Below are 19094 nucleotides of genomic sequence, written 5' to 3' on the forward strand. Positions count from 1 at the left end.
GCCTCGACTATGACGCGACGCGACACGCAAACAGCTCGGTAGTACCGGACAATCCGGGCGAAAGTCCAGGTGGGGCAGCGAAAACCAGGGAAGGTCGTGTCGCGTCGTGACACGAGAACAGGCCGCCATGCGCTACGGTGATCCACAGCCTTACGGACACACACTGGAGACGCCTTGTCCGCCTACGTGCAGCCAGCCGTTCTTGCGAGCACGGCCAACGTCAACCGCTCCTGGGTGACCAAGGCCGCCCAACTTGGCCTCGTAAACTCAAGCGCACTCGACGGCGAAGACGTCATTGTCGTGCGCGTGTTCGCGTTTGTGGACCAGCTTGTCTGGCCAGGCAAGAAGCGGTCCAGAAGCGAGGCTCGGGCGATGGAGCCCTGGCAGTCGCTTGCGGTCAACGCGGCGCGCGATGCTGCGCGTGACCCTGCGACCAAGATGGACTCGATCCTGTGGATCACCCCTGAAGGTGTGGAAGTCACCAACGATTTCGGCGCCCACACGGCCTTCGTCCTCGCCCATCAGCGGACCAACTTCGTCGCAGTCCCGATCGGCGAATGGATCGCTGAACTGCCGCCGAACTTGGAAACGATCTTCCACTGGCCCCGCAAGATCCTGGACACCACGATCACAGTCCAAGACACTGAGATCTCTCTGCTGGCTTTCAGCACCATTCCCCAACAGGTCACGGTGTTTGCCACGTCAAGGGCCGCCTTCGATGACACCACGTACCAAAAGGTGCGGCAGCATGCGTCATCGCAGCACCCTGGTTCGGCGCTTCGAATCATCGAGCACCAGACGAAGGGGGGCCGATCCCACTGGGCCGAGCTCTACGACCTCCCTGACGGTGGGCTCATTCGACGTCCTTTGGACGACATAAGCCTTCGCAACGAGTACGGGCCTCAACTCAAGCACTTCGGCCGGCGTCCTGACCGGGAAACAAAGTGACTTGCTGGGCATTCCAACAAGAAGCCAGCGGTCCGAGTCGGAGGAAAAGCACTGGCCTCCGCGGTGGTTCTCCCCTTGCAGCAGGCCTCTCTGAGAAACGCCCTGCAGGGGCTCATGTAGCAGGGCGGCCCGGGATCTGCGGTCCCGGGCCACTGCTGTTGTCGAGGAGGTGAGGCACAACCGACATCTCTAGCTGAATCGCGTCGCATGCCCGGCTGTTGTGCTACGGCCTAGCCCGCCGGGTGGCGATGACGGACGCCCTTGTACCTCCTCGACTGGAGCAGATCATAGCTACCCGTACGAGGGTTGGCTCAGTCATGCCTAAAGCAGGCGGAAGCCTACCCGAGAAGCCCAGTAACCCGGATCCAGCGCTATTGGTCCCAGGCGTCTTGTCAAGGTCTCTGCAGGTGACCGACCGACCGCGCCCGGCCCTGCAACTGGGTCGCGGCATGCGGCTCCGGCTGTTGGCAGCTGTCCGCGCCCTGCTGGCAGATGGCCGGCTCGTCGGCCGCAAGGACGTGGTGCGTCTCGGCACCCTCGTGCTGATGGCGAAGGCCGCCCATGGCACCTGCCGCGTCGAGACCACGGCCCGGGAGCTGGGTCGTTGGCTCGGGGTGTCGGAGTCGACGGTGGACCACGAGGTGCTGGGCGTTCTGCGGGAGGTTGATGCCGTCGCTACGCGGGTCCTGCGGGGTGACGACGGCCTGCCGACGGGCGTCGAGTATCGAGTGGAGCCTCTGTGGGAGGCCCGGAGCGACGTCGGGGCACCCTTGGCGTTGTCGAAGGCCGAGTTGGCGACGCTTCTGCGGTTCGTGGAAGCGCTGTTCGCTCCCGGGTGGGGTGAGCAGTGCGCCACGCCTCCGGGTCTGCTGGTGGGGCGACGGGGGAGGGGCGCGGCGTCGGATCGCCTGGCTCTGCTTCTGCTCGCTTTGCATGCGCGGCCGGACGGGCGGGTGCCTCTGATCGGCGGTCCGTTGGCGAAGACGGTGGCTCGTCATGGGCGGGCGGCGGTGACGCTGGCGCGGTTGCTGGGGTGCCGTGTGCCCGTCGCCGCAACGGTGCTGGGCCGCCTTGTGGCCGCGGGGGTGGTGTCAGGCGGTTCGGGTCGACTCGTGGTGCCGGCGGTGGCGGCCGCTCACGGGGCGGAGGCCCGGGTTCAGGACGCTGCTGTCCTCAAGGGTTCGGCATCACCGGATCCGGTGCCTGCCGGTGATGTGGCGGGTTGTGCGCGGTGTGCCTGTCGCGACGACGCCGGTGACGAGCTTGTGCTGGAGGGAGATGGCTGGCGGCAGCTGTCCTGGGATGATCTGGATGGGGCCGAGGAGGCTTCCGGAACTGCACCCAGAGGTCTCGACGACGCCGAGAGCGATCTTTTCGCAGGTCAGACCGTCTTTGAGTCGTTCGAGGCGAGTTGTGCTGCTGCAGACCCTCACGCCGACCACGCTGTTGTGGCTGATGTACGTGGTGAGGGTGCTGGAGGTTTTGGGTTTTCCGGCGAAGCCGCATCGGGGTACTGCCGTCAGCCGGTACGCGCACGCGAGGGTCGGAACTCCGGGGCATCGGATGGTGGTCTCCAGGGTGACGTGCCGGTCGTCGACGGCGGGGACGGCCCGCTTCGCGGGGAGAAACCCGATCTGCCGCTCGCGGAGGGGGAGTCGGAGGTGTCGGCCGCGGCGTCGACTCTCCAAGCGTGGCGGGCTGCGTCGGGTGGGCCGCCGCCGGTGTGGGCTCAGGTGCCCAAGGGGCTGGAGCGCGTGCTGGAGCCGGTGGCCATGGTGTGGGGCCAGCTGGACCGGCTGACGACGCGCCGGTACGTCACGAAAGTGGTGCGGGCCCAACTCGGCGAGATCTCGGGAGCGTGCGGCCCGGAGGTGGATGCCGAGCGGATCCTGCAGGAACGGCTCAAGCGCCGGTTGGCGCAGCAGGGCACGGTGCCCATCACCGACCCCGTGGGCTGGCTGGTCGGCCGTGCTCTGCCACGCCGGGCGATGTGCCCGGATCTCCGGTGCGACGACGGACGGCGGATGGACACCCGGGCCGACTGCACCGCCTGCCAGATGCTGATTCTGGACGGACGAGCGCTGCGGGCCCGCGCCTTCACCAAAGCGACCACGACCTTGGCCGGCGGCCGGGTAGACCGTTTTGCGTTCGAGGCGGAGCTGAACGCGTGCTGGCAGCAGGAGGCCGCCCTCGCGGCAGTCCGCCGTGAGCAGGCCGCTCGAGAGCGGCACGCCCGTGAACGGGTGTGGGCCGAGCAGCGGGCCCAGTACGCGGCCCAGGAGGCCGCACGGCAGGCGCTTGCGTGCGAGGCGTGCGGGAAGCCCAACACGGCGGGAATGTGCGGGCAGTGCCGCGATGAGCGCCGTGTCCAGGAGCTGGTCGCCGAGGCCGTCGACGTAGCGGTGGCCACCTGGGGCCTGGGCAGTGAGCTCGATCGGCTGGACGTCGTGCGCAGGACCGAGCGGGACATGCGCGGAGCGGTCGACCAGGCGGTGGCGGAGCTGCTCGCCGCGGGCGGAGGCGCCCTTCCCGAGTCGGTGGCACTCGCGGCTCGGCTGGCCGCGGAACTCCAGCTGGGTGCCCTGCGGCGGCGGGCGCTGAGTAGGTTCGCCTACCAGCCGTCGGCCCAGGCCGAGTACAAGAAGGTCCTCCGCATTGAGTTGCACCGCCTGCGGCGCAACTTCGACGCCAGCGATGACGAGATTCGCGAGGCTGCGGAAGAGGCTGCGCACACGGCCCGGTTGAACACAGCGCATGCCCTTCTGGAGGACCGGCTGCGTACGCTGCGGTCCGCCCGGCCAGCCGCGGAGGTGGATACCGAGCCGGACTGGTACGCGCAGGCGGCCGCTCAGGTCCGTGCTCTGATCCGCCCGGCGCCACCGGAACATGCCGTGTCCGTACGGCGGCCCACGACATCCGCGGCCGCGCCGACGGTCGGCAGCGGGGAGCCGGCGGGGGTGGGGGCATGAATCGTCCCGTACGCGTCCTCGCGCAGCGGCCCGCTCGGCGGCCGTCGTTGACCGAGTGGGTGGAAGGGCTGCCGGGCCTTTCGGGGCGGGCGCGCCGGCTGCTGCTGGAAGGCGACACCGAACGCCGGTACGCGGGCAGGACGTCAGCCGATTCCGGCTACCGGCTGACGATGGCCCTGGCAGTCGCGGTCTCCCAGCCCGGCCGGGAGTGGACCTTCGCGCAGTGGTGGGAGGCCCTGGTGCTGCGCCCAACCGCCGGCGGCGCCTGGGCGAGATCGCTGCGTTCACGCAAGGGCGAGCAGTACGCCGAGGGCAAGCTCGCCGGGATGCTCGACAAGGCGCGCGCGTTCGTGGGCACATCGGGCGCGATCGTGTGCCGGGCCGATGCCATGGTGGCGATCGCCCGCGTGCGGGCCGCCGTGGAAGCTGTCGTGTGGCCGGGGCCCGGCGGCGGCACCGACCTCAAGAACCTCACCGCGCGGCTGCAGCTGGCCGAACAGGCCGGCGGTCTCGAGCACGAGGTGTCAGTACGGCAGCTGGCCGAGCTGATGGGCTGCGCCCGCTCGACCGTGGAAGCCAGCAATACCCGCCTTCGCGCCGCCGGGTGGCTGTCCCTGGTCACGGTCGGCACCGGTGAGCGCAGCTCGACCTGGTCCCTGCGGATCCCACAAGAGGCCGAGGCATCCTGTGCGCGCCCGGGACACCGTCCAGCTCCGGGGGAGAGGGGGGCAGAGGGTGTCCCGGACGCGCACACGGACCGGGAGGTGAGCACCCGCGCCCTGGGCACCGTGATGGGTACGGACGCCTGCCACCACTACGCCCACGGCACGTCCGGAGCCCGGATCCTCGCCGCCCTCCACCCGCTCGACGGCCTCGACATCGCGCACCTGGCCGCGGTGATTGGCCTGCACCGCACCACGGTCCGCCGCCGCGTGGACAAGCTCGTCGAAGACGGCCTGGCCGAGGAAGCCGACGGCCTGGTCTACCTGCCCCGCCACCTGGCCGGCGACGAAGGCCTTCGCCCCGACCCCGACCAGCTTCGGCAAGTCGCTCTCGACCGCGGCACCGCGGGCCTGGGGGAGCGGCGCCGGAAACGGCACAGCGACCAGCGGCGCTACTACCGGGAATGGCTCACCGCACGCGCACAGCGCGCCGCCAAGCGTCGCCAGCCCGGCCGGGCGCGGCTGCGGCTGGTGCCCGAGGGCGTGGTCGACCAGAACACGGGAGAGCTCCGCGACCCGGCGTGGCAGGGGTGGATCGTCGACGATCCGTACCGGCCGACCTGGCCCACGCCACCCTGGCCCGGTGACGCATCGCCCGAGGCGGTGTGCGGATGACTCCGCCTCCACGACTCCGCACACGGTCCAGCACCGGCCGCTCGCCGGCGGGCGGGGGGTTCTTCCCTCTGGGCGATCATCCGGCCCGTGCACGAACTCGGACATCGGCGCCCAGCAGACGCTCGGGGAGATCAAGATGCCAGGTCAGCCGCTCAGGCCCCAGTCGCGGACGGCTTGGGCGAGTCGCGCCTTGGTCATGCCAGTGGCCTTCTGGAGCTCCTGGAGACGTTGCTGCAGCGGGATATGGGAGACGGGGCGCGAGGCCGGCGAAGTTCCGTCCCGGTCGGCATCCGCGGGCATGCCCGCCGGCGATGTCGTTGCCGTGGTGTCGGTCTGGGCGAGGGCGTGAAGAAGGGAGTGGGCACGCTGGGCAGTTGCGGCAGCGAGCCCGACAAGGGTCTGGATGTCGAACCCGCCAAGGACGGGGAGCACCGGTGTGGCCGGCTGCTCGGGAGGCGGCCACACCGGCGGAAGGACGGGGCGGGCAGCGTGTTCCCATTCCAACGCCCGCAAGCTCCACCCCACCCTCGACTACGCCGACGACCCGATCGCCGCCGCGCAGGACGCCGACCTGCTGCTGCACCTCACCGAGTGGCCCACTACCGGCACATCGACCCCGCCCGGCTCGCCTCCCGCGTCGCGAAGGCGAAGGTGATCGACGCCCGCGGCACCCTCAACGCCGACGACTGGCTCGGCGCCGGATGGATCTACCGGACCCCCGGTCGGCCCTGACGGCCCAAGGCAGACACGGCAGCGGCGGCCCGAGTCTGCCCGGGCCGCCGGCGGCGTTGGCCCGGCAGCCGCCGGGCGGGCTTGCCCCCTTCCAGCACCGTCCACAGCGGCCGGCCCTCGGCGGCCCACAGCTCCAGCCGGCCCCGGTCGATCAAATGAACGCCGTACGTCTCGCTCCGCTCCACCGCCGACAGGGTGAACCGGCCGTTGGTGACGATGAGCGCGAACCGGGCCCTGTGGACCGTTCTCGCGGTACCAGCGAGCCGCTGCAGGACCTCCACCCCGATGGCCTTGCCCTCCCAGCCGTCCCGCTTGTGCTTGCACTGAACGACCCAGATCCGTTCATCTGCATCGACACCGCGGACGTCGCAGACGTCATCGTGCGCTCCGCCGACCCGCTCGGCTTCGAAGCCGTCGCGGCGCATCAGATCCCGCACCGCGAACTCGAACTCGCGGTGATGCAGAGCGTCGATCACCTCCAGCGGCACCCTCACCCCCCGGGCCCGCCGCTCCTCCCACCGGCGGCGCTGGTCGCCGGCCAGAGCCCAGACGGCCAGCAGCATGCACACCACCTGCGGCACGACGGCATAAATCCCCCAGTGCTCGTTCAGCCAGGCTCCCAGCCAGATCCCGAACCCGACCACCGCCGCGAGGGCGACCACTGCCGCGCCGATCAGCACGCCACCACGCAGCTCCGCCCACCGTTCCGGCCCGGCAGGATCGCGGCCCGGATCCGGGGAGTGCAGCAGGAGGTCAGGGCCCGGCCCTCCGTCCGGGACCGCGGTGCGCTGGGTTAAGCCGGCGGGCGCATCGCCGTCTTCCGGACGTTCGCCGCCATGCGTTTCGTGCTCAACCATCGGTGCTCCTTCGCGAGTTCACATCACAGGCAGGCACCAACACCACCACAGGGCACCGACATCCCGTGTCGGCCTCGGCCCACCGGCCGGGCGACGCCGACCGAGAGCACCCCCCTCTTCCCGGTGGGCCTGGCGACCGTGCACGACCCCTGCCGTGACCGGAGGAACTCGAGGTGGCGAAACCGTCAGGATTCGGGACGGTGCCGGACGCCACCGCGCGAGCGGAACGTGGTCCCGGCGTCTTCGAGCAGGCGGTGCACGCCGCCGTACGAGCGGCTTGTCTCCTCGGCCTGGGGCCCGGATGCTGGCCCCGGCCTCATACTTCTTCTTCAGTTCGGCGGCGAGCTTCTCCCGGTCCGCCCCCGGGCGCGGACCGGCGGGCCAGCGTCTTCTTGGACATGAGCGAATTCCTCCCTGAAAGGGCGGGCGATGCCCCCCCGTGATCGCGTGGGGCGAAGACGTCGGCCACCGGTTCGGCGAAGGCACCCGCCCCTGGCCGTCTCGATCCTGGGCGGCGGAAGGGAGTTCGAAAGGACGGAGGAGCACAAACAGTGCCATTCCGGCCAAGGGTGGCGACCCGGAGCGGGGTTGCGTCACGATGCTCCGATGAACGAAGAACCGCTGGAGGAGTGGGCACAGCGACGCGAGGAGCGCCGGGCCGCCGCGACGGGGAAGCGACGAGCGGTGCCGCTCACCGAGGGCCCACATCGAGCGGCGCACGTCGAGCCGGACGTCCCACGGGTCATTCAGGAGTGGAACGGAACCGAGTGGGAGACGATCGGCGTCGCCGAGGACCTGGACGCCGCGAAGGCCCTGCTGTATCCCCTGCAGCCGGTGAAGGACAAGCCCGCTGAGTGGGATCGCCCTGCGCTCGGCCCCGGGAAGGGGCGGCACCGCCGTACGGCTCCGACAGAGGAAGGCCGCTGAGAGCCCGCCCTGAAGCGACGCCTCCACGGCGCTCGACGCCCGGGCGCACCCCGCCTCCTCCTCACCCAGCCACCCGCCCCCCATGAAGGAGACGCATGGCCATCGTCCCGCCTCAGATTAAGGTCGACGCCCGCAGCACCCAGACCGTGTCCATCACCGGCGACGACGTCGCCGCCCTGCTCACGGCCGACGGCCGGCGGATCGCCGAGCACGAAGGGGTGTCCGTGACGTCGGTCAACCTTGTCCCCTTCTACCTGTGCCCCGACGAATGCGAACCGGCCCCCGACCAGCCCGGTGTCCGCCTCGACCTCACCGTCGACGTCTCCGGCAGCCACCTCTCACAGCCGCATCCCGGATCACAGGCGTCCTGACCAGGAGGAAACCGTGGGCTTCACCGCGCAACACGACGGGCGCGGCCGACTGGATGCCACCCAGCCCGACCTCGGCTGCGGCTGGGCATGGGAGGCGATCCACCGCGCCCGCCCCCGCGTTGCGATGGTCTGTCCGGAGTGCGCGTACCCGATGCACGCGAAGGTTTCCCGGCACGGGCTGCGGTTCTTCGCCCACGACCCTGGCGCGCCCACCTGCGCGCTGGCCAGGGAGTCCATGGAGCACCATCTGCTGAAGCTGGAGTTGGCCACCGCCGTGCGCGCGGCCGGGTACCACGCCGAGCTTGAGGTCCGCGGGCCCGACGGTGACTGGCGAGCCGACGTTATGGCGTCCTCGCCGGACGGCAGCCTGCGGATGGCGTGGGAGGCGCAGCTGTCCCCGATCACCGTGGACGAGATCAGCGAGCGTACGGCGCGGTTCGCGAAGGACGGTGTACGGGTGTGCTGGGTCACGACGAAGCTGCGGCCCTGGGTCGGCGAAGTGCCCTCCATCCACGTCCGGCCGCCGAGCGACGACGAGCCGAACTGGACGGTCGCCGGCGGGCTGGCCCGCTTCACCGTCGATAGGTGTGAAGAGCACTTGCTGTGCCGCTCCATCGGCCATGGCGAGTGGCACGAGACGACAGCCGACCTGCGGGACTTCACCGCCTGGGCGCTGGCCGGCCGCGCCGTCCCTCACCGAATGCCGAGCTGGCTGCACACCGAGCAGCACGCCTGGACCGGCGTCTGGACCGCACGGCAGTACATCACCGCCGCCGCGGCCTACCAGCAATCCCACGACCGCGCCGTCGCCGCGTTCGAAGAACAGCAGCGGGTGCGAGAGGACGAGCAGCGCCGCCGGAAAGCGGAGTACCGAGCAAGGCGGGCCCGCCCGGCCGCCGCCCCGCCCACGCCCCCATCCGGGCCTGCGGACCGACAACCGACCGTGCCGCAGCAGGCCAGCCCTACCGCTGCGCGCCCCGAGCCGGTGTGGCAGGTCAACCTCCCCAGCCGGGAACGCGAACACCTCCACGCCGCCGCCCTGGCCGAGGCCCGCCTCCTGCTCGGCGTCAACGCCGAACTGCGCTACCGCGACGGCGGCCGCCGCTGGGCCCTGGGCACACCCCTGTACGCGGGCGACCGCCCCTACGCCGTCCTGCGACCCCGGCCCCAGTTCGTCGACTGGGACCAGCTCAGAGGACTGCTCATCTTCGTCCGCAACCTCGACGAGCTGCGCATCCTCGGCCGCACCGCACCCAACGGCACCCGCATCATCATCCTTCCCGAGCAAGAGCCCCGCACCCAGTGAGGAAGCTGCCGTCAGCTGCCGGCGGACGCTTGTGGGTGGCCCGGTGCTTTCTCACCTCCGCGCTGCCAGGCCCCCCCCGCTGGCCGGACAGTCCTCCACCACGCCGCGCGTTTCCCGCACACCCGACGGCCCTGGAGTAGCTCCACACTGGACCTCCACGCCCGGTACCGTTTGAGAGGCAGGCCCGGGTTCAATCCGAACATGGCGTATATCGACGGGAGTTCAGGTGGCCCAGGCACGGCCCAGCAAGCAGATGCGCGAGCTCGGAGTCGTGCAGCGCGGAGCCTCCGTCCTTGCCGAGCCGGCCCGCCCCTTCGATCTTCCGGCCGAGCGACGGGAGGCCGAGCAGGCCGTCGAGCAGTTGTTCTCCGCCATGCAGCGGATCGGGCAGACTCACCCGTTCGCCAAGGGAATGGGACTCGCGGCGCCTCAGATCGCGATCGGCCGGGCCGCCGCCGTGGTCCAGCCCCCCGGCGCCGGCACCCCGCCGATCGTCCTGCTCAACCCCGGCATCACCGACCACTCTGACGAGACGGATGAACAGTTCGAGGGCTGCCTCAGCTACTTCGACGTCCGTGGCCTCGTTCCCCGTCCGCTGCGGATCACTGTCGAGACCACGACCCTGGAGGGCCAGGCGGCAACCGTCGTCTACGAGCGTGGGCTCGCACGGTTGATACACCACGAGATCGACCACCTGGACGGCCTGCTCTACACCGCACGGATGCGGACCGGCGTCGCACCCATCCCCGTCGAGGAGTACCGCCAGACCGGCCGGGCATGGACCTACGAGCAGTAGAGGCCGCCGGAAAACCTGAGCGCCAGGCGGTCGGGGGCCACCGTGCCGCACGTCTCGGCCGACGATCGGAATTATCCACGCCGCTGGCGGGCCGGGGGTAACCGGGCTACAGGGCCCGGCAGATCTCGCGCGCCTGGTCCAGATCCTTCTTCACCGTGGCGTCGAAGTCGAACACCTGGGCGTGGCGGTCCTGTGATCGGCGAATGGCCTGTGCGAGCTCCTCGTACTTCGCGTCACCTGCTGCCGCCGACGCAGAAAGTGCTCCGGCTGCCGCATAGCGGTTGACGGCGACCTCGCCAGCAGGGCCGTTGGCCGTGTACTTCTCCGGGTCGAAGCCGTCGAGCGCCTCGCAGGCCGCACGCGCATCTGCGGCCGGGGTCCCGTCGACAGGAGAGTCGGAGTCGGCGTTCATCGCCCATGCAGCGCCCATCCCCGCGGCGCCGAGCACGAGCCCGGCGACGAGCGAGAGCATCACGGCTTTCATGCGGGTGCCGGGCTGCTCGTAGGAGGTCGAGCTGGGCGCGAGGGTGGAAGGTCGCTGTGGCTGCATCCGGCCAAAGGTAGCGTCACCGCTCACGGACCAGGCAGGCAGCTCCAGCGGCTTCCGGCGGCCAGACGGTTGGGCCGCCATGTCGAGGGCGACGGCCCTGACCAGCTGCTTCCCGCTACCTCGCCGCGACGCATCCGATGACAGTGCTGGAGTCGGACCCGGCTGTGGCACTGCGGGACGGCTGCGCCGGTGCGCGAACCCCGGTGCGGACCTGGCCGTCGTGTGAGGGGATGCGTTGAGGAAGTCACCGTGAGTCTGTCCGTTCGGCCACCTGACGCCACCGCACCTCGGCAGGGTTCAGGACCCGGAGGCGGGACGGCGGGGGGCGGGAACCGCGCTCAGGAGTTCCCACAGAGGAGTAGAGCCGGCGGCCCACCGGGCGAGCAGGTGGCGGTCGACGAGGTGGAGTCGCTGGGATCGGGCGAAGGTGACGGCTTTGTCCGTGAAGCGGCCGTTGGTGACCAGCACGACAACGTCACCGTTGTGGACGGGCCGGCCAGTGCCGTTGAGGACGTGCAGGTCCGGGGTCCCGACCGCGGAGCCGGCCAGTCCGGCCTTACGGTGCTTACATTGGATCACCCACAGGCGGCCAAAGGGGTCCGTGGCCTTCACATCGGCACCATTGTCGCCGGCCCCACCGACCCGAATCGCCTCGGAGCAGCCGTCACGGCGCATCAGATCCCGTACGGCTTCTTCGAACTGCCGGTGGTGCAGGGCGTCGATCTGCGGCATCGCGTAGCGCAGGCCCTGCTCACGTACCCGGTTCCAGCGGGCGGTCTCCCGGTGCCGGTGTATCCACACCCCGCCGGCCGCCGCCGCGACGAGCAGCAGCACGATCGGCACCCAGGGGTGTGCAGCCAGCCACCGCAACGCGCCGATCGCCAGGCTCCACGCCACGGCGAGCGCCAGGAGCAGCAGACCGGCCTGCTCCCAGACAGGCGTCCGCCTTCGACGGTAGGAAGCCGGGCGACGCCTCGGCGCAGACCGGCGTCGAGGGGCGGGGGACGTACGGCGCTGGCGTCGGGCGGGGGAGCGGCGAGTGCCCTGCCGGGGTCGTGGGCTCATGTGCCGGCCTGCGAGATGCCGCTCACCAGCTGCTTGATCACGTTGTAGATGCCTTGACCCAGCGGGGTCGGCGCGATCACGATGCCCAGAGCGAGGACGAAGAGCGCGGTGTTGCGTTCCTCGACACGGCTTCTGGCCTGGGTCCTGCGGCGCAACCGCATCACCACGATGACCGCGAGCAGCACCCCCACGTTGATCGTCACCATGCGAAAATCGCTCCCGCCCCGCCCTCGTCTCCTGCACTGTTCGCGGCCGTCCTGAAAGGGCCGGGAACAGTGCAGCCGATCAGGCGACCGGATCGCAGCGGGTCGGTGAACGTTGGCGGAACGTTGCCGGACGTTGTCTGGTTACCGTCCGGACGCACGTTCCCACAGGTGAACGAGGTAGAGAACCGACCGGCCGTTCCGGCCTGGCGGCCGCACTCGCTCGGGAAAAACCGGCATCGACACCGCCCACCCTCAGCCGGTCACCTGAGTGCGGCCGTCACCGGAGGGCGGCTCCGAGCGGGCCGGGGCCGGCGGCAGATGGCCATCCGCATGGGTGCCCTACGGCCCCTGTCGTGGGTCAGACGGTGAGGAGTTGGTCGGCGACGGCGTCCAGTCCCAGGGCGTGGGCACCCTTGACGAGCACGACGTCGCCTGGGAGGAGGATGGCGCGGACGGCGGCGCTGACCGTGTCGGCGGTATGCCGGTCGGGGACGGTGTGGGTGGCGGCGGTGTAGGCGTCGGCTAGGACGTCGGCGCCCTCTCCGCTGCCGACGACAAGGAGGTGGGCGAGGCCGGCCCGGGCGGCGGCGTCAGCGACGCGCCAGTGCCACTGGACGGAAGCGTCGCCGAGTTCGGCCATTTCGCCCAGGACCGCGATCCGTCGACGACCGCGTCCCACTTCGGTCAGTGCGTCGAGGGCGGCCAGGACGGACTCGGGGGAGGCGTTGAAGGCGTCGTTGATGAGGGTGACACCGTCGGTGCGGGTGGTGACGGCCATGCGTCCTCCGGTGGCCATCCGTGCCTCGGACAGGGCCGTGGCGACGGTGTCGAAGGGTACGTCAGCGGCGAGCGCGGTCGTGGCGGCGGCCAGCGCGTTGGTGACGTTGTGCCGGCCGTAGACGGTGAGTTGGACGGCCGCAGTACGGCCCTGGTGGTGGAGGGTGAAGGTCGGACGGCCTTCGTCGGTGGTGATGTCGGTGGCGCGCACGTCTGCGCCCTCGTCGGTTCCGAAGGTGAGGATCCGGCCGTCGTGTTCCCGGCGCATGGCCGCCACGAGCGGGTCGTCGGCGTTGAGGACGGCCTTGCCGGTCGCCGGGAGGGCGCGGACGATCTCGGCCTTGGCATCCGAGATGGCCTCCCGGGAGCCGAACTCCCCGACGTGCGCGGAACCGATGTTCAGGACGGTGGAGATACCGGGGCGGGCGATGTCGCACAGGGCCTGGATGTGGCCCTTGCCGCGCGCGCCCATCTCCAGCACGAGGTACCGGGTATCAGGCCGGACGGAGCTCACGGTGACGGGGAAGCCGATCTCGTTGTTGAACGAGGCACGGTTGGCGACGGTGGGGGCGTGAGCGGCCAGGACGTGGGCGAGGAGATCCTTGGTGGTGGTCTTGCCCGCCGAGCCGGTGATGCCGATGGTGACGCCGTCGTAGCGCTGGTGGACGGCGCGGGCGAGGTCGGACATGGCGGTCAGGACGTCAGGGACAAGGACGGCCGGGACGTGCACCGGGCGCTGGGCGAGCGCGGCAACGGCTCCCTGCTCGACGGCGAGAGCGGCGAAGTCGTGGCCGTCGACCAGAGCGCCGGTGAGGCAGGCGAACAGGGAGCCGGGCGAGGGACGGCGGGAGTCGAACGCGAGCGGCGCGTCGACGACAGGGGTGCCGTCGGTGGTGTCGAGTACGCCCCCGGTGGCGGCGGCGACCTCGGCGAGGGTCATGGGGATCATCGGACCGGCTCCTCGGTGTGCGACAGGACGATGCCGCGGCGGGCGTAGAAGCGGGGCAGGTCGGCCCAGGGGACGCGGTTGATGCGCAGGGCCGTCTTGTCGGCGCCGACGGCAAGGACGAGGTGGCCGCCCTTTGAGGCGGGGTGCGGGGCGAGTGTCCGGATCGTCTTGTGGACCGAGATGACGACGAGGGAACCGGCGTGAAGGGCGTCGGCGATCTGCGTCTCTTCCAGGTCGGTGTGGACGGTAGCGGTGATCGCAGACCATCGGCGGGTGACGTAGGCGGCGAAGGGCCGGTAGATCAGACCTGCCACGGTGTCATCGGCACGTACGTAGGCGCCGGCCTCGCACAGGTCAGTCACGAGCGGCATAACAGGCGGGACCTGCTCACCGAAGTAGTCCAGGGCCATGCGCAGGCAGGCGATGCCGCACGTGCGGTCGGCCCAGAACGCGTACTCGTCGGGGTCGGCAGCGCCGGACTTCTGCCACAGGGGGTCGTCACGGACCGATCTCGTCCCGGCGATGAACTCCGGGACGAGATCGGGTGATTCCCACTGCGAGTAGTAGGGGACCTGCTGAAGCGTCGATCGGTCGGACATACCCGTCAGTGTCACCCGCAGCACGTCGGGAGACTGGCTGAACGCGCTGTCGACAGGCCGGTCAACCGGACGGCAACCCGCGCGTGCGCGGTCTTCCCTGCCTCTACTTGCGTCTCTGGGCCATGAACCGGCCCGTCTCCCGCTTCGTCCGACCCGGCTTCAGAAGGATCAGCGGATCCCGCCAAAGCCGCTCTGGGCGGCACCCGTCGCCCGTAACGTGAGGCGGCATGACTGTGCTGATCATCGGCGGCAGCGGCTTCCTGGGCACCGAGCTGGTACGGCAGGCGGTATCCGCTGGCCGTCGCCCGGCCGCCACGTTCCACTCCCGCCCCGGCAGCAGCGACGGGGCGACCTGGCATCACCTCGACCTTCGTGACCCCGCCCGCCTGGAGGAGGTCCTCGACACAGTGGCTCCGACCGCAGTGATCAACGCGACGAGCGGCGGCGCGGACTGGGCGGTCACCGCCGAAGGCGGGATCCGCCTCGCCCAAGCCGCAGCCGAGCGCGGCATCCGCCTGGTGCACGTCTCCAGCGACGCGATCTTCTCCGGCACGGGCCGCGACTGGTACGACGAGTCCTGCCTTCCGGATCCGCTCACCCCGTACGGGGCCGCGAAGGCGACCGCCGAGACCGCCGTACGCCTCCTATGCCCCCACGCAGCCGTCGCCCGCACCTCACTGATCATCGGCAACGGCCGCTCCGAACACGAGCAGTTGGTGCACGCGCTGGCCGCCGGCACCCGGCAGGGCGCCTTGTACACCGACGACATCCGCTGCCCCGTCCACGTGGAGGACCTCGCCGCCGCCCTGTGGGAGATCACCGGGTCCGAGGCATCCGAGGCCGCCAGCGTATTCCACCTCGCTGGGCCGGATGCCCTGAGCCGCTACGAGCTGGGCGAGCTCATCGCACGCCGCGACGGGTTCGACCCCGCCCGGTTGCCCTCGGCGCGCCGCTCGGACACGGGACTGCACGGCGGGCTCGACGTACGACTCGACAACCGCGCCACCCAGCAGAAGCTGCGCACCCGGCTCCGCGGCGCCCGCGAGTTCCTGAGCGAGAGCAGCCCGGAGCAGACCTGACGGGCGTGCCTTCCGGCGCTGCGAAGAGGGGGCGGGCCCCTACGAGGTGGTCTTTCAGCGGCTGCGCGAGAGGACGAACGCGGGCCAGCCCTCACCATGATCGGCGATCCAGCCCGCCGGTCACGGCCGGCGAACCGGACAGGAACCACGCGGATCTGGTCGGGTCCACCCGAGCTTCAAGCCATAGGGGCTGGGATGCCGTAGCGTCCGCGCCATGGCGAGGACATTGCGGCTGGCTGTCGCGCAGAGCACTGTGCCGGAGGATCCCACCGACCGAGGCGCGCTGCGAGCAGCCGGGCGGGAGATCCGGGCCCTGATGGCTGAGGCCGCCGACGCAGGCGCGCGCCTGGTGCAGTTCCCCGAGGGAGCGATCACCTACCCCAGCAAGCACGTGATGGCGGCCGGCCCCGACGGCGAGTTGGCCCCGGCCGACTGGAGCCGTGCCGCCTGGGACGTACTGCGCGAAGAAGCCGAGTCGATCGCCGCGCTGGCGGGAAAACTACGGCTGTGGACGGCGTTCGGGTCGATCCACCCGCTCACACCGCCGAACCGGCCCCACAACAGCCTCTTCATCGTCTCCGACCGCGGCGAGCTAGTCGCGCGCTACGACAAGCGCTTCCTGTCGCACACCGAGGTCTCCTACCTGTACACCCCGGGGCGCGAGCCTGTGGTCTTCGAGGTGGACGGCATCCGCATCGGCTGCGCGCTATGCGTCGAGGCGAACTTCCCGCCACTCTTCGCCGAGTACGAACGCCTGGACGTCGACTGCGTCCTGCTCTCCGTGATGGTCGACGACGCGCCGCGGGCCCGGATCGCCCAAGCCTACGGAACTCTCTACAGCTACTGGCTCGGCTACTCCATCCCAGCCCAGTTCAGCACCACGGTGCCGTCCGGAATCGTGGCCCCCGGCGGCCGGTGGCTAGCGCAGTGCCCCGCCGACGGGCAACCTGCTGTGGCGGTCGCGGACATCAACCTCGACTCGACCGACCCGGACATCGACGTGGCCCTCCGCTACGCCCGACCCTGGCGCCGTTCGGCACAGAACGGGCTCTACGACGACCGTCGGGTAACCGGGGATCCGCGAAGCGACACCCACACCGCTTTCTGAGACCGCCGCCCTGTCCTCCAGAGCCTCTCGGCGCCGCGCCGGGCCATGCCGTCCCGCCCCTGCGATTGCCGCAGCCTCCTCACCCGAGTCCGCACCGTGGTCGGTCGGCAACTGCGAGGCGCCGGACACAGTGATGCGCTGGACGCCCGCGGCACGGCACCATCGACACCATGACCTCGCTGTTCCAGGCCGCCCCGGAATGGACGCTCACCGCCGTCCCCTACGGCAGCCCTGACGCCCGCGTCCTCGTCCAGGCCCTCCACCAGGAGCAGCTGGCCACCTACGGCACGGCCGACGACCCCGAAGCCACCGAGGACGCGGAATTCGACGCTCCCGACGGCCTGTTCCTCGTCGCCCGGCTCGGGGACGGGCCGGCACTGGCCTGCGGGGGCTGGCGCACCTTCAACACCTCGGCCGCCGAGATCAAGCGGATGTATGTGCTGCCGTCCGCTCGCGGACAGGGACTCGGGCGCCGGATCCTCGCCGCTCTGGAACAAGACGTGCTCGGCCGTGGTCCCACCGAGATCCTGCTGGAGACCGGTATGCGCAACGTTGCCGCTCTCGGCCTGTACACCGCATGCGGCTACGAGCCGGTCCGCTCGTACGTCCCCGGCCGCGACCCCGAGATCAACCGGGCACTCAGGAAGGACATCCGGCAGAAGCCGGCGTCCCACTCCCACACCGGCCTGCTCATGGAGCCCGGCTGAGGCCCAGGCTGCGGCCGTTCTCGCAAGCTCCTGTGCCTGGCTGCCTGAGTCGGCCACCGCCGGTCTGAGATCACCGATCCGATCGAAGACGAGGCTCGGTTACGCGGTAAATTCCAGGAAGTTTCTAACTTCCGGGACGCTCCGATGTACCCGCAGCTTCGTTCGGAGATCGGCCAGGGCGCTGCTGCCGCGGGCGGAGTTCACGCCGCCCATGTGCTCGACGGCGAGGTGGGCCACGGCTACGGCTTCTTCAATGGCGTCGAGTTCGAGGTGCGCTTCGGCGGCGCGGGCCTCGTAGATCGCCGCCCCTCGGGGGAAGGAGTCACCGTCGTAACTCTCTTGGAGTTCGGCCAAGCCGACGGTGGCGGCCTGTTGGAAGTGGTCCAGTGCGCGGGCGGGATGACCGAGGTTGAGCGCGGAGCTGCCCAGGAGCTGGTGGATCTCACCCAGGTTGACCCAGTACAACGACGGTAGATCCTCGGTGAGGGAGATGGCGTTGCTGTAGGCATCCATGGCTGCGTTCGCTTCCCTGTCGGAAGCACGCAGGTCGCCCGCCCGCGCGTGGGCTCGACTGGCCCGGGCGTGGAGCATCGCGAGCATCCGGGCGGATCCGGTTGCACGACCGTGAACCTTCGCGGCTTCCACGAGCGAAACTGCTTCCTGGGGTGCACCGGTTGAGTACAGCTTGATGGCCCAGAAGGAGAGGGTCGTGGCCAGGACCTCCGGATCCTGGGAAGAGAGCGCGTCTTCGGAGGCGTCCGCGAAGTGGGTCTCGGCGCGGTCGGGGTGCCCGCTGTCGTAAGCGGTCCAGCCGGCTGCCCGCTGTGCGTCGGCTGCGGCGGCGAGCAGACGCCGACCAGTCTCCTCACTGTAGGACGCGGTACGCAGCGCTCCCGTGATCATGTCGAACTCGTTGACGGCGGCGTTGTAGACGTGGCCCGAGCCGACCTTGTCGTCGAGGTGCCGTAGGGCAATCAAGCGCTGTTCGTGAAGGGCGGCCAGGCCATCACCGACTCTGCGGCCGGCACGGGCCGTGGCTGGGGCGCCGGGTGCAAGCGCGAGAGCCATGCCACCGGCGGCGGCTGTGATCATGAACCGACGACGTTCCACGGTTTCACCGGCCTTTCGTGGGGCCTTCAGCGCGGTCGGGGTCGCGCGGCGCGGTGCGAGCAGCGCATCGGGGACTGCGCGATGCAGCCAGGCCGGCCAGCCGAGTTCCACCACGTCGCGCCGGGGGCAACCCAGAAAGTCGGCAAGCGCGAATTGGGTGTTTCTGTCCGGATGGGTACCGGTCTTCCAGCGGTGGAGCTTCTGCTTGTGGGTTGCCATGCTGCCGAACCCCATGTGCTCATGGCGGGCCGCGATCCGTTTCAAGAACGCTTCGGCCTTTCCCCCGTGATGTGCGACGAGGTAGTCGAGAAGATCCCCGACCTCGCTCAACAGTGCTCCCCCTCCGCTGCTGGACCGGCCGTCCAAGTGTCCCCGGTCGAAGCCCTTCAGGGGAGACCCCGGGGGCAGGTGGATGACCGCTGGATGACCGCGAGGCCACTCGAGATGACGACAGCGATCTTCCTGCCGCTGTCTACCGGCGGTCTCCTTGAGGGCGGCCAACTGGCGCGTCCGTAGAACCCGGACGGAGCGAGGTCTCGGCCGCATGAAGCCGACTTGTCGTGAGCCTGGGATGTGCACGTCGACGAGGGGGAAGAATGGCGTCTGCACCGACTGAACGGGCCGATCTCGGACGGCCGTGCACGCGCCGGGCCGATACAGCCCCCGACCGCGGGTCTCATCGGCTGACGGTGTCATCCCTC

The 19094-nt window shown here is 70.3% G+C and carries 18 protein-coding genes and 1 pseudogene; 11 read left to right on the forward strand and 8 right to left on the reverse strand.

Annotated elements, in window-relative coordinates:
* The first annotated feature begins 174 nt into the window (after positions 1-174).
* From ADK41_RS00335 to ADK41_RS42670, 4 genes are all read left to right on the forward strand, one after another.
* On the forward strand, positions 175-948 hold the full coding sequence (locus ADK41_RS00335; RefSeq protein ID WP_030819674.1) for a hypothetical protein: 774 nt from the start codon (positions 175-177) through the stop codon (positions 946-948).
* Positions 949-1355: 407 nt separating this feature from the next.
* The gene (locus tag ADK41_RS00340) at positions 1356-3917 is read left to right on the forward strand and encodes a hypothetical protein (protein ID WP_234318563.1); all 2562 of its coding nucleotides are present in this window, start codon (positions 1356-1358) and stop codon (positions 3915-3917) included.
* Entirely contained in the window at positions 3914-5254 is a 1341-nt protein-coding gene (locus ADK41_RS00345) for a MarR family transcriptional regulator (RefSeq protein WP_051842900.1), read from the forward strand. The genes ADK41_RS00340 and ADK41_RS00345 overlap by 4 nt, the downstream gene beginning before the upstream one ends.
* A gap of 591 nt (positions 5255-5845) precedes the next feature.
* Positions 5846-5986 (forward strand): hypothetical protein, encoded by a 141-nt coding sequence (locus ADK41_RS42670; RefSeq protein WP_234318562.1) that lies wholly within the window; start codon positions 5846-5848, stop codon positions 5984-5986.
* On the opposite strand, the gene ADK41_RS00355 is transcribed toward ADK41_RS42670, so the two are convergent.
* On the reverse strand, positions 5962-6843 hold the full coding sequence (locus tag ADK41_RS00355; protein WP_051842898.1) for a restriction endonuclease: 882 nt from the start codon (positions 6841-6843) through the stop codon (positions 5962-5964). The genes ADK41_RS42670 and ADK41_RS00355 overlap by 25 nt on opposite strands.
* Before the next feature lie 185 nt (positions 6844-7028).
* Positions 7029-7251: pseudogene (locus ADK41_RS41945) on the reverse strand (helix-turn-helix domain-containing protein).
* Positions 7252-7449: 198 nt separating this feature from the next.
* Here ADK41_RS41945 and ADK41_RS00360 point away from each other — a divergent pair.
* From ADK41_RS00360 to ADK41_RS00375, 4 genes are all read left to right on the forward strand, one after another.
* The gene (locus ADK41_RS00360) at positions 7450-7770 is read left to right on the forward strand and encodes a DUF6087 family protein (RefSeq protein WP_030819664.1); all 321 of its coding nucleotides are present in this window, start codon (positions 7450-7452) and stop codon (positions 7768-7770) included.
* Between the two features lie 95 nt (positions 7771-7865).
* Positions 7866-8141: a hypothetical protein gene (locus ADK41_RS00365; RefSeq protein ID WP_030819661.1), complete on the forward strand. Its 276-nt coding sequence runs from the start codon at positions 7866-7868 to the stop codon at positions 8139-8141.
* Between the two features lie 13 nt (positions 8142-8154).
* Positions 8155-9447 (forward strand): competence protein CoiA, encoded by a 1293-nt coding sequence (locus ADK41_RS00370; protein ID WP_051842896.1) that lies wholly within the window; start codon positions 8155-8157, stop codon positions 9445-9447.
* A 226-nt stretch (positions 9448-9673) separates the two neighbouring features.
* Complete coding sequence (locus ADK41_RS00375; protein WP_106979359.1) at positions 9674-10243, forward strand: peptide deformylase; 570 nt, start codon at positions 9674-9676, stop codon at positions 10241-10243.
* A gap of 106 nt (positions 10244-10349) precedes the next feature.
* Here the strand turns inward: ADK41_RS00375 and ADK41_RS42405 are convergent, their stop codons facing one another.
* The 5 genes from ADK41_RS42405 to ADK41_RS00400 all read right to left on the reverse strand — a co-directional run bounded on the left by ADK41_RS42405 (position 10350) and on the right by ADK41_RS00400 (position 14389).
* Positions 10350-10793, reverse strand: coding sequence for a hypothetical protein (locus ADK41_RS42405; RefSeq protein WP_199822357.1), 444 nt, complete (start codon positions 10791-10793; stop codon positions 10350-10352).
* Positions 10794-11090: 297 nt separating this feature from the next.
* Positions 11091-11690, reverse strand: coding sequence for a restriction endonuclease (locus tag ADK41_RS00385; protein ID WP_420706713.1), 600 nt, complete (start codon positions 11688-11690; stop codon positions 11091-11093).
* Between the two features lie 164 nt (positions 11691-11854).
* Positions 11855-12064: a hypothetical protein gene (locus ADK41_RS00390; protein ID WP_030819650.1), complete on the reverse strand. Its 210-nt coding sequence runs from the start codon at positions 12062-12064 to the stop codon at positions 11855-11857.
* A 358-nt stretch (positions 12065-12422) separates the two neighbouring features.
* Positions 12423-13790, reverse strand: a complete 1368-nt coding sequence (locus ADK41_RS00395) for a UDP-N-acetylmuramoyl-tripeptide--D-alanyl-D-alanine ligase (protein ID WP_030819648.1) — start codon at positions 13788-13790, stop codon at positions 12423-12425.
* On the reverse strand, positions 13787-14389 hold the full coding sequence (locus tag ADK41_RS00400; protein WP_030819646.1) for a C39 family peptidase: 603 nt from the start codon (positions 14387-14389) through the stop codon (positions 13787-13789). Before ADK41_RS00400 ends, ADK41_RS00395 begins: the two co-directional genes overlap by 4 nt.
* A 227-nt stretch (positions 14390-14616) precedes the next feature.
* On the opposite strand from ADK41_RS00400, the gene ADK41_RS00405 reads away from it, so the two are divergent.
* The 3 genes from ADK41_RS00405 to ADK41_RS00415 all read left to right on the forward strand — a co-directional run bounded on the left by ADK41_RS00405 (position 14617) and on the right by ADK41_RS00415 (position 17283).
* Positions 14617-15468, forward strand: a complete 852-nt coding sequence (locus ADK41_RS00405) for an SDR family oxidoreductase (RefSeq protein WP_030819644.1) — start codon at positions 14617-14619, stop codon at positions 15466-15468.
* A 214-nt stretch (positions 15469-15682) separates the two neighbouring features.
* Positions 15683-16576, forward strand: coding sequence for a carbon-nitrogen hydrolase family protein (locus tag ADK41_RS00410; RefSeq protein ID WP_030819643.1), 894 nt, complete (start codon positions 15683-15685; stop codon positions 16574-16576).
* Between the two features lie 170 nt (positions 16577-16746).
* Entirely contained in the window at positions 16747-17283 is a 537-nt protein-coding gene (locus ADK41_RS00415; RefSeq protein ID WP_051842895.1) for a GNAT family N-acetyltransferase, read from the forward strand.
* 99 nt (positions 17284-17382) lie between these two features.
* Here the strand turns inward: ADK41_RS00415 and ADK41_RS00420 are convergent, their stop codons facing one another.
* Entirely contained in the window at positions 17383-18723 is a 1341-nt protein-coding gene (locus ADK41_RS00420) for a transcriptional regulator (protein WP_234318561.1), read from the reverse strand.
* Positions 18724-19094: the final 371 nt, after the last annotated feature.

Source organism: Streptomyces caelestis (assembly GCF_001279005.1).
GTDB lineage: Bacteria > Actinomycetota > Actinomycetes > Streptomycetales > Streptomycetaceae > Streptomyces > Streptomyces heliomycini.

Bases quoted from the DNA above. Each gene is read 5' to 3' on its own strand.
- ADK41_RS00345 (WP_051842900.1), top strand. From the start codon at position 3,914: ATGAATCGTCCCGTACGCGTCCTCGCGCAGCGGCCCGCTCGGCGGCCG.
- ADK41_RS00355 (WP_051842898.1), bottom strand. From the start codon at position 6,843: ATGGTTGAGCACGAAACGCATGGCGGCGAACGTCCGGAAGACGGCGAT.
- ADK41_RS00360 (WP_030819664.1), top strand. From the start codon at position 7,450: ATGAACGAAGAACCGCTGGAGGAGTGGGCACAGCGACGCGAGGAGCGC.
- ADK41_RS00365 (WP_030819661.1), top strand. From the start codon at position 7,866: ATGGCCATCGTCCCGCCTCAGATTAAGGTCGACGCCCGCAGCACCCAG.
- ADK41_RS42405 (WP_199822357.1), bottom strand. From the start codon at position 10,793: ATGCAGCCACAGCGACCTTCCACCCTCGCGCCCAGCTCGACCTCCTAC.
- ADK41_RS00390 (WP_030819650.1), bottom strand. From the start codon at position 12,064: ATGGTGACGATCAACGTGGGGGTGCTGCTCGCGGTCATCGTGGTGATG.
- ADK41_RS00395 (WP_030819648.1), bottom strand. From the start codon at position 13,790: ATGATCCCCATGACCCTCGCCGAGGTCGCCGCCGCCACCGGGGGCGTA.
- ADK41_RS00400 (WP_030819646.1), bottom strand. From the start codon at position 14,389: ATGTCCGACCGATCGACGCTTCAGCAGGTCCCCTACTACTCGCAGTGG.
- ADK41_RS00405 (WP_030819644.1), top strand. From the start codon at position 14,617: ATGACTGTGCTGATCATCGGCGGCAGCGGCTTCCTGGGCACCGAGCTG.
- ADK41_RS00410 (WP_030819643.1), top strand. From the start codon at position 15,683: ATGGCGAGGACATTGCGGCTGGCTGTCGCGCAGAGCACTGTGCCGGAG.
- ADK41_RS00415 (WP_051842895.1), top strand. From the start codon at position 16,747: ATGACCTCGCTGTTCCAGGCCGCCCCGGAATGGACGCTCACCGCCGTC.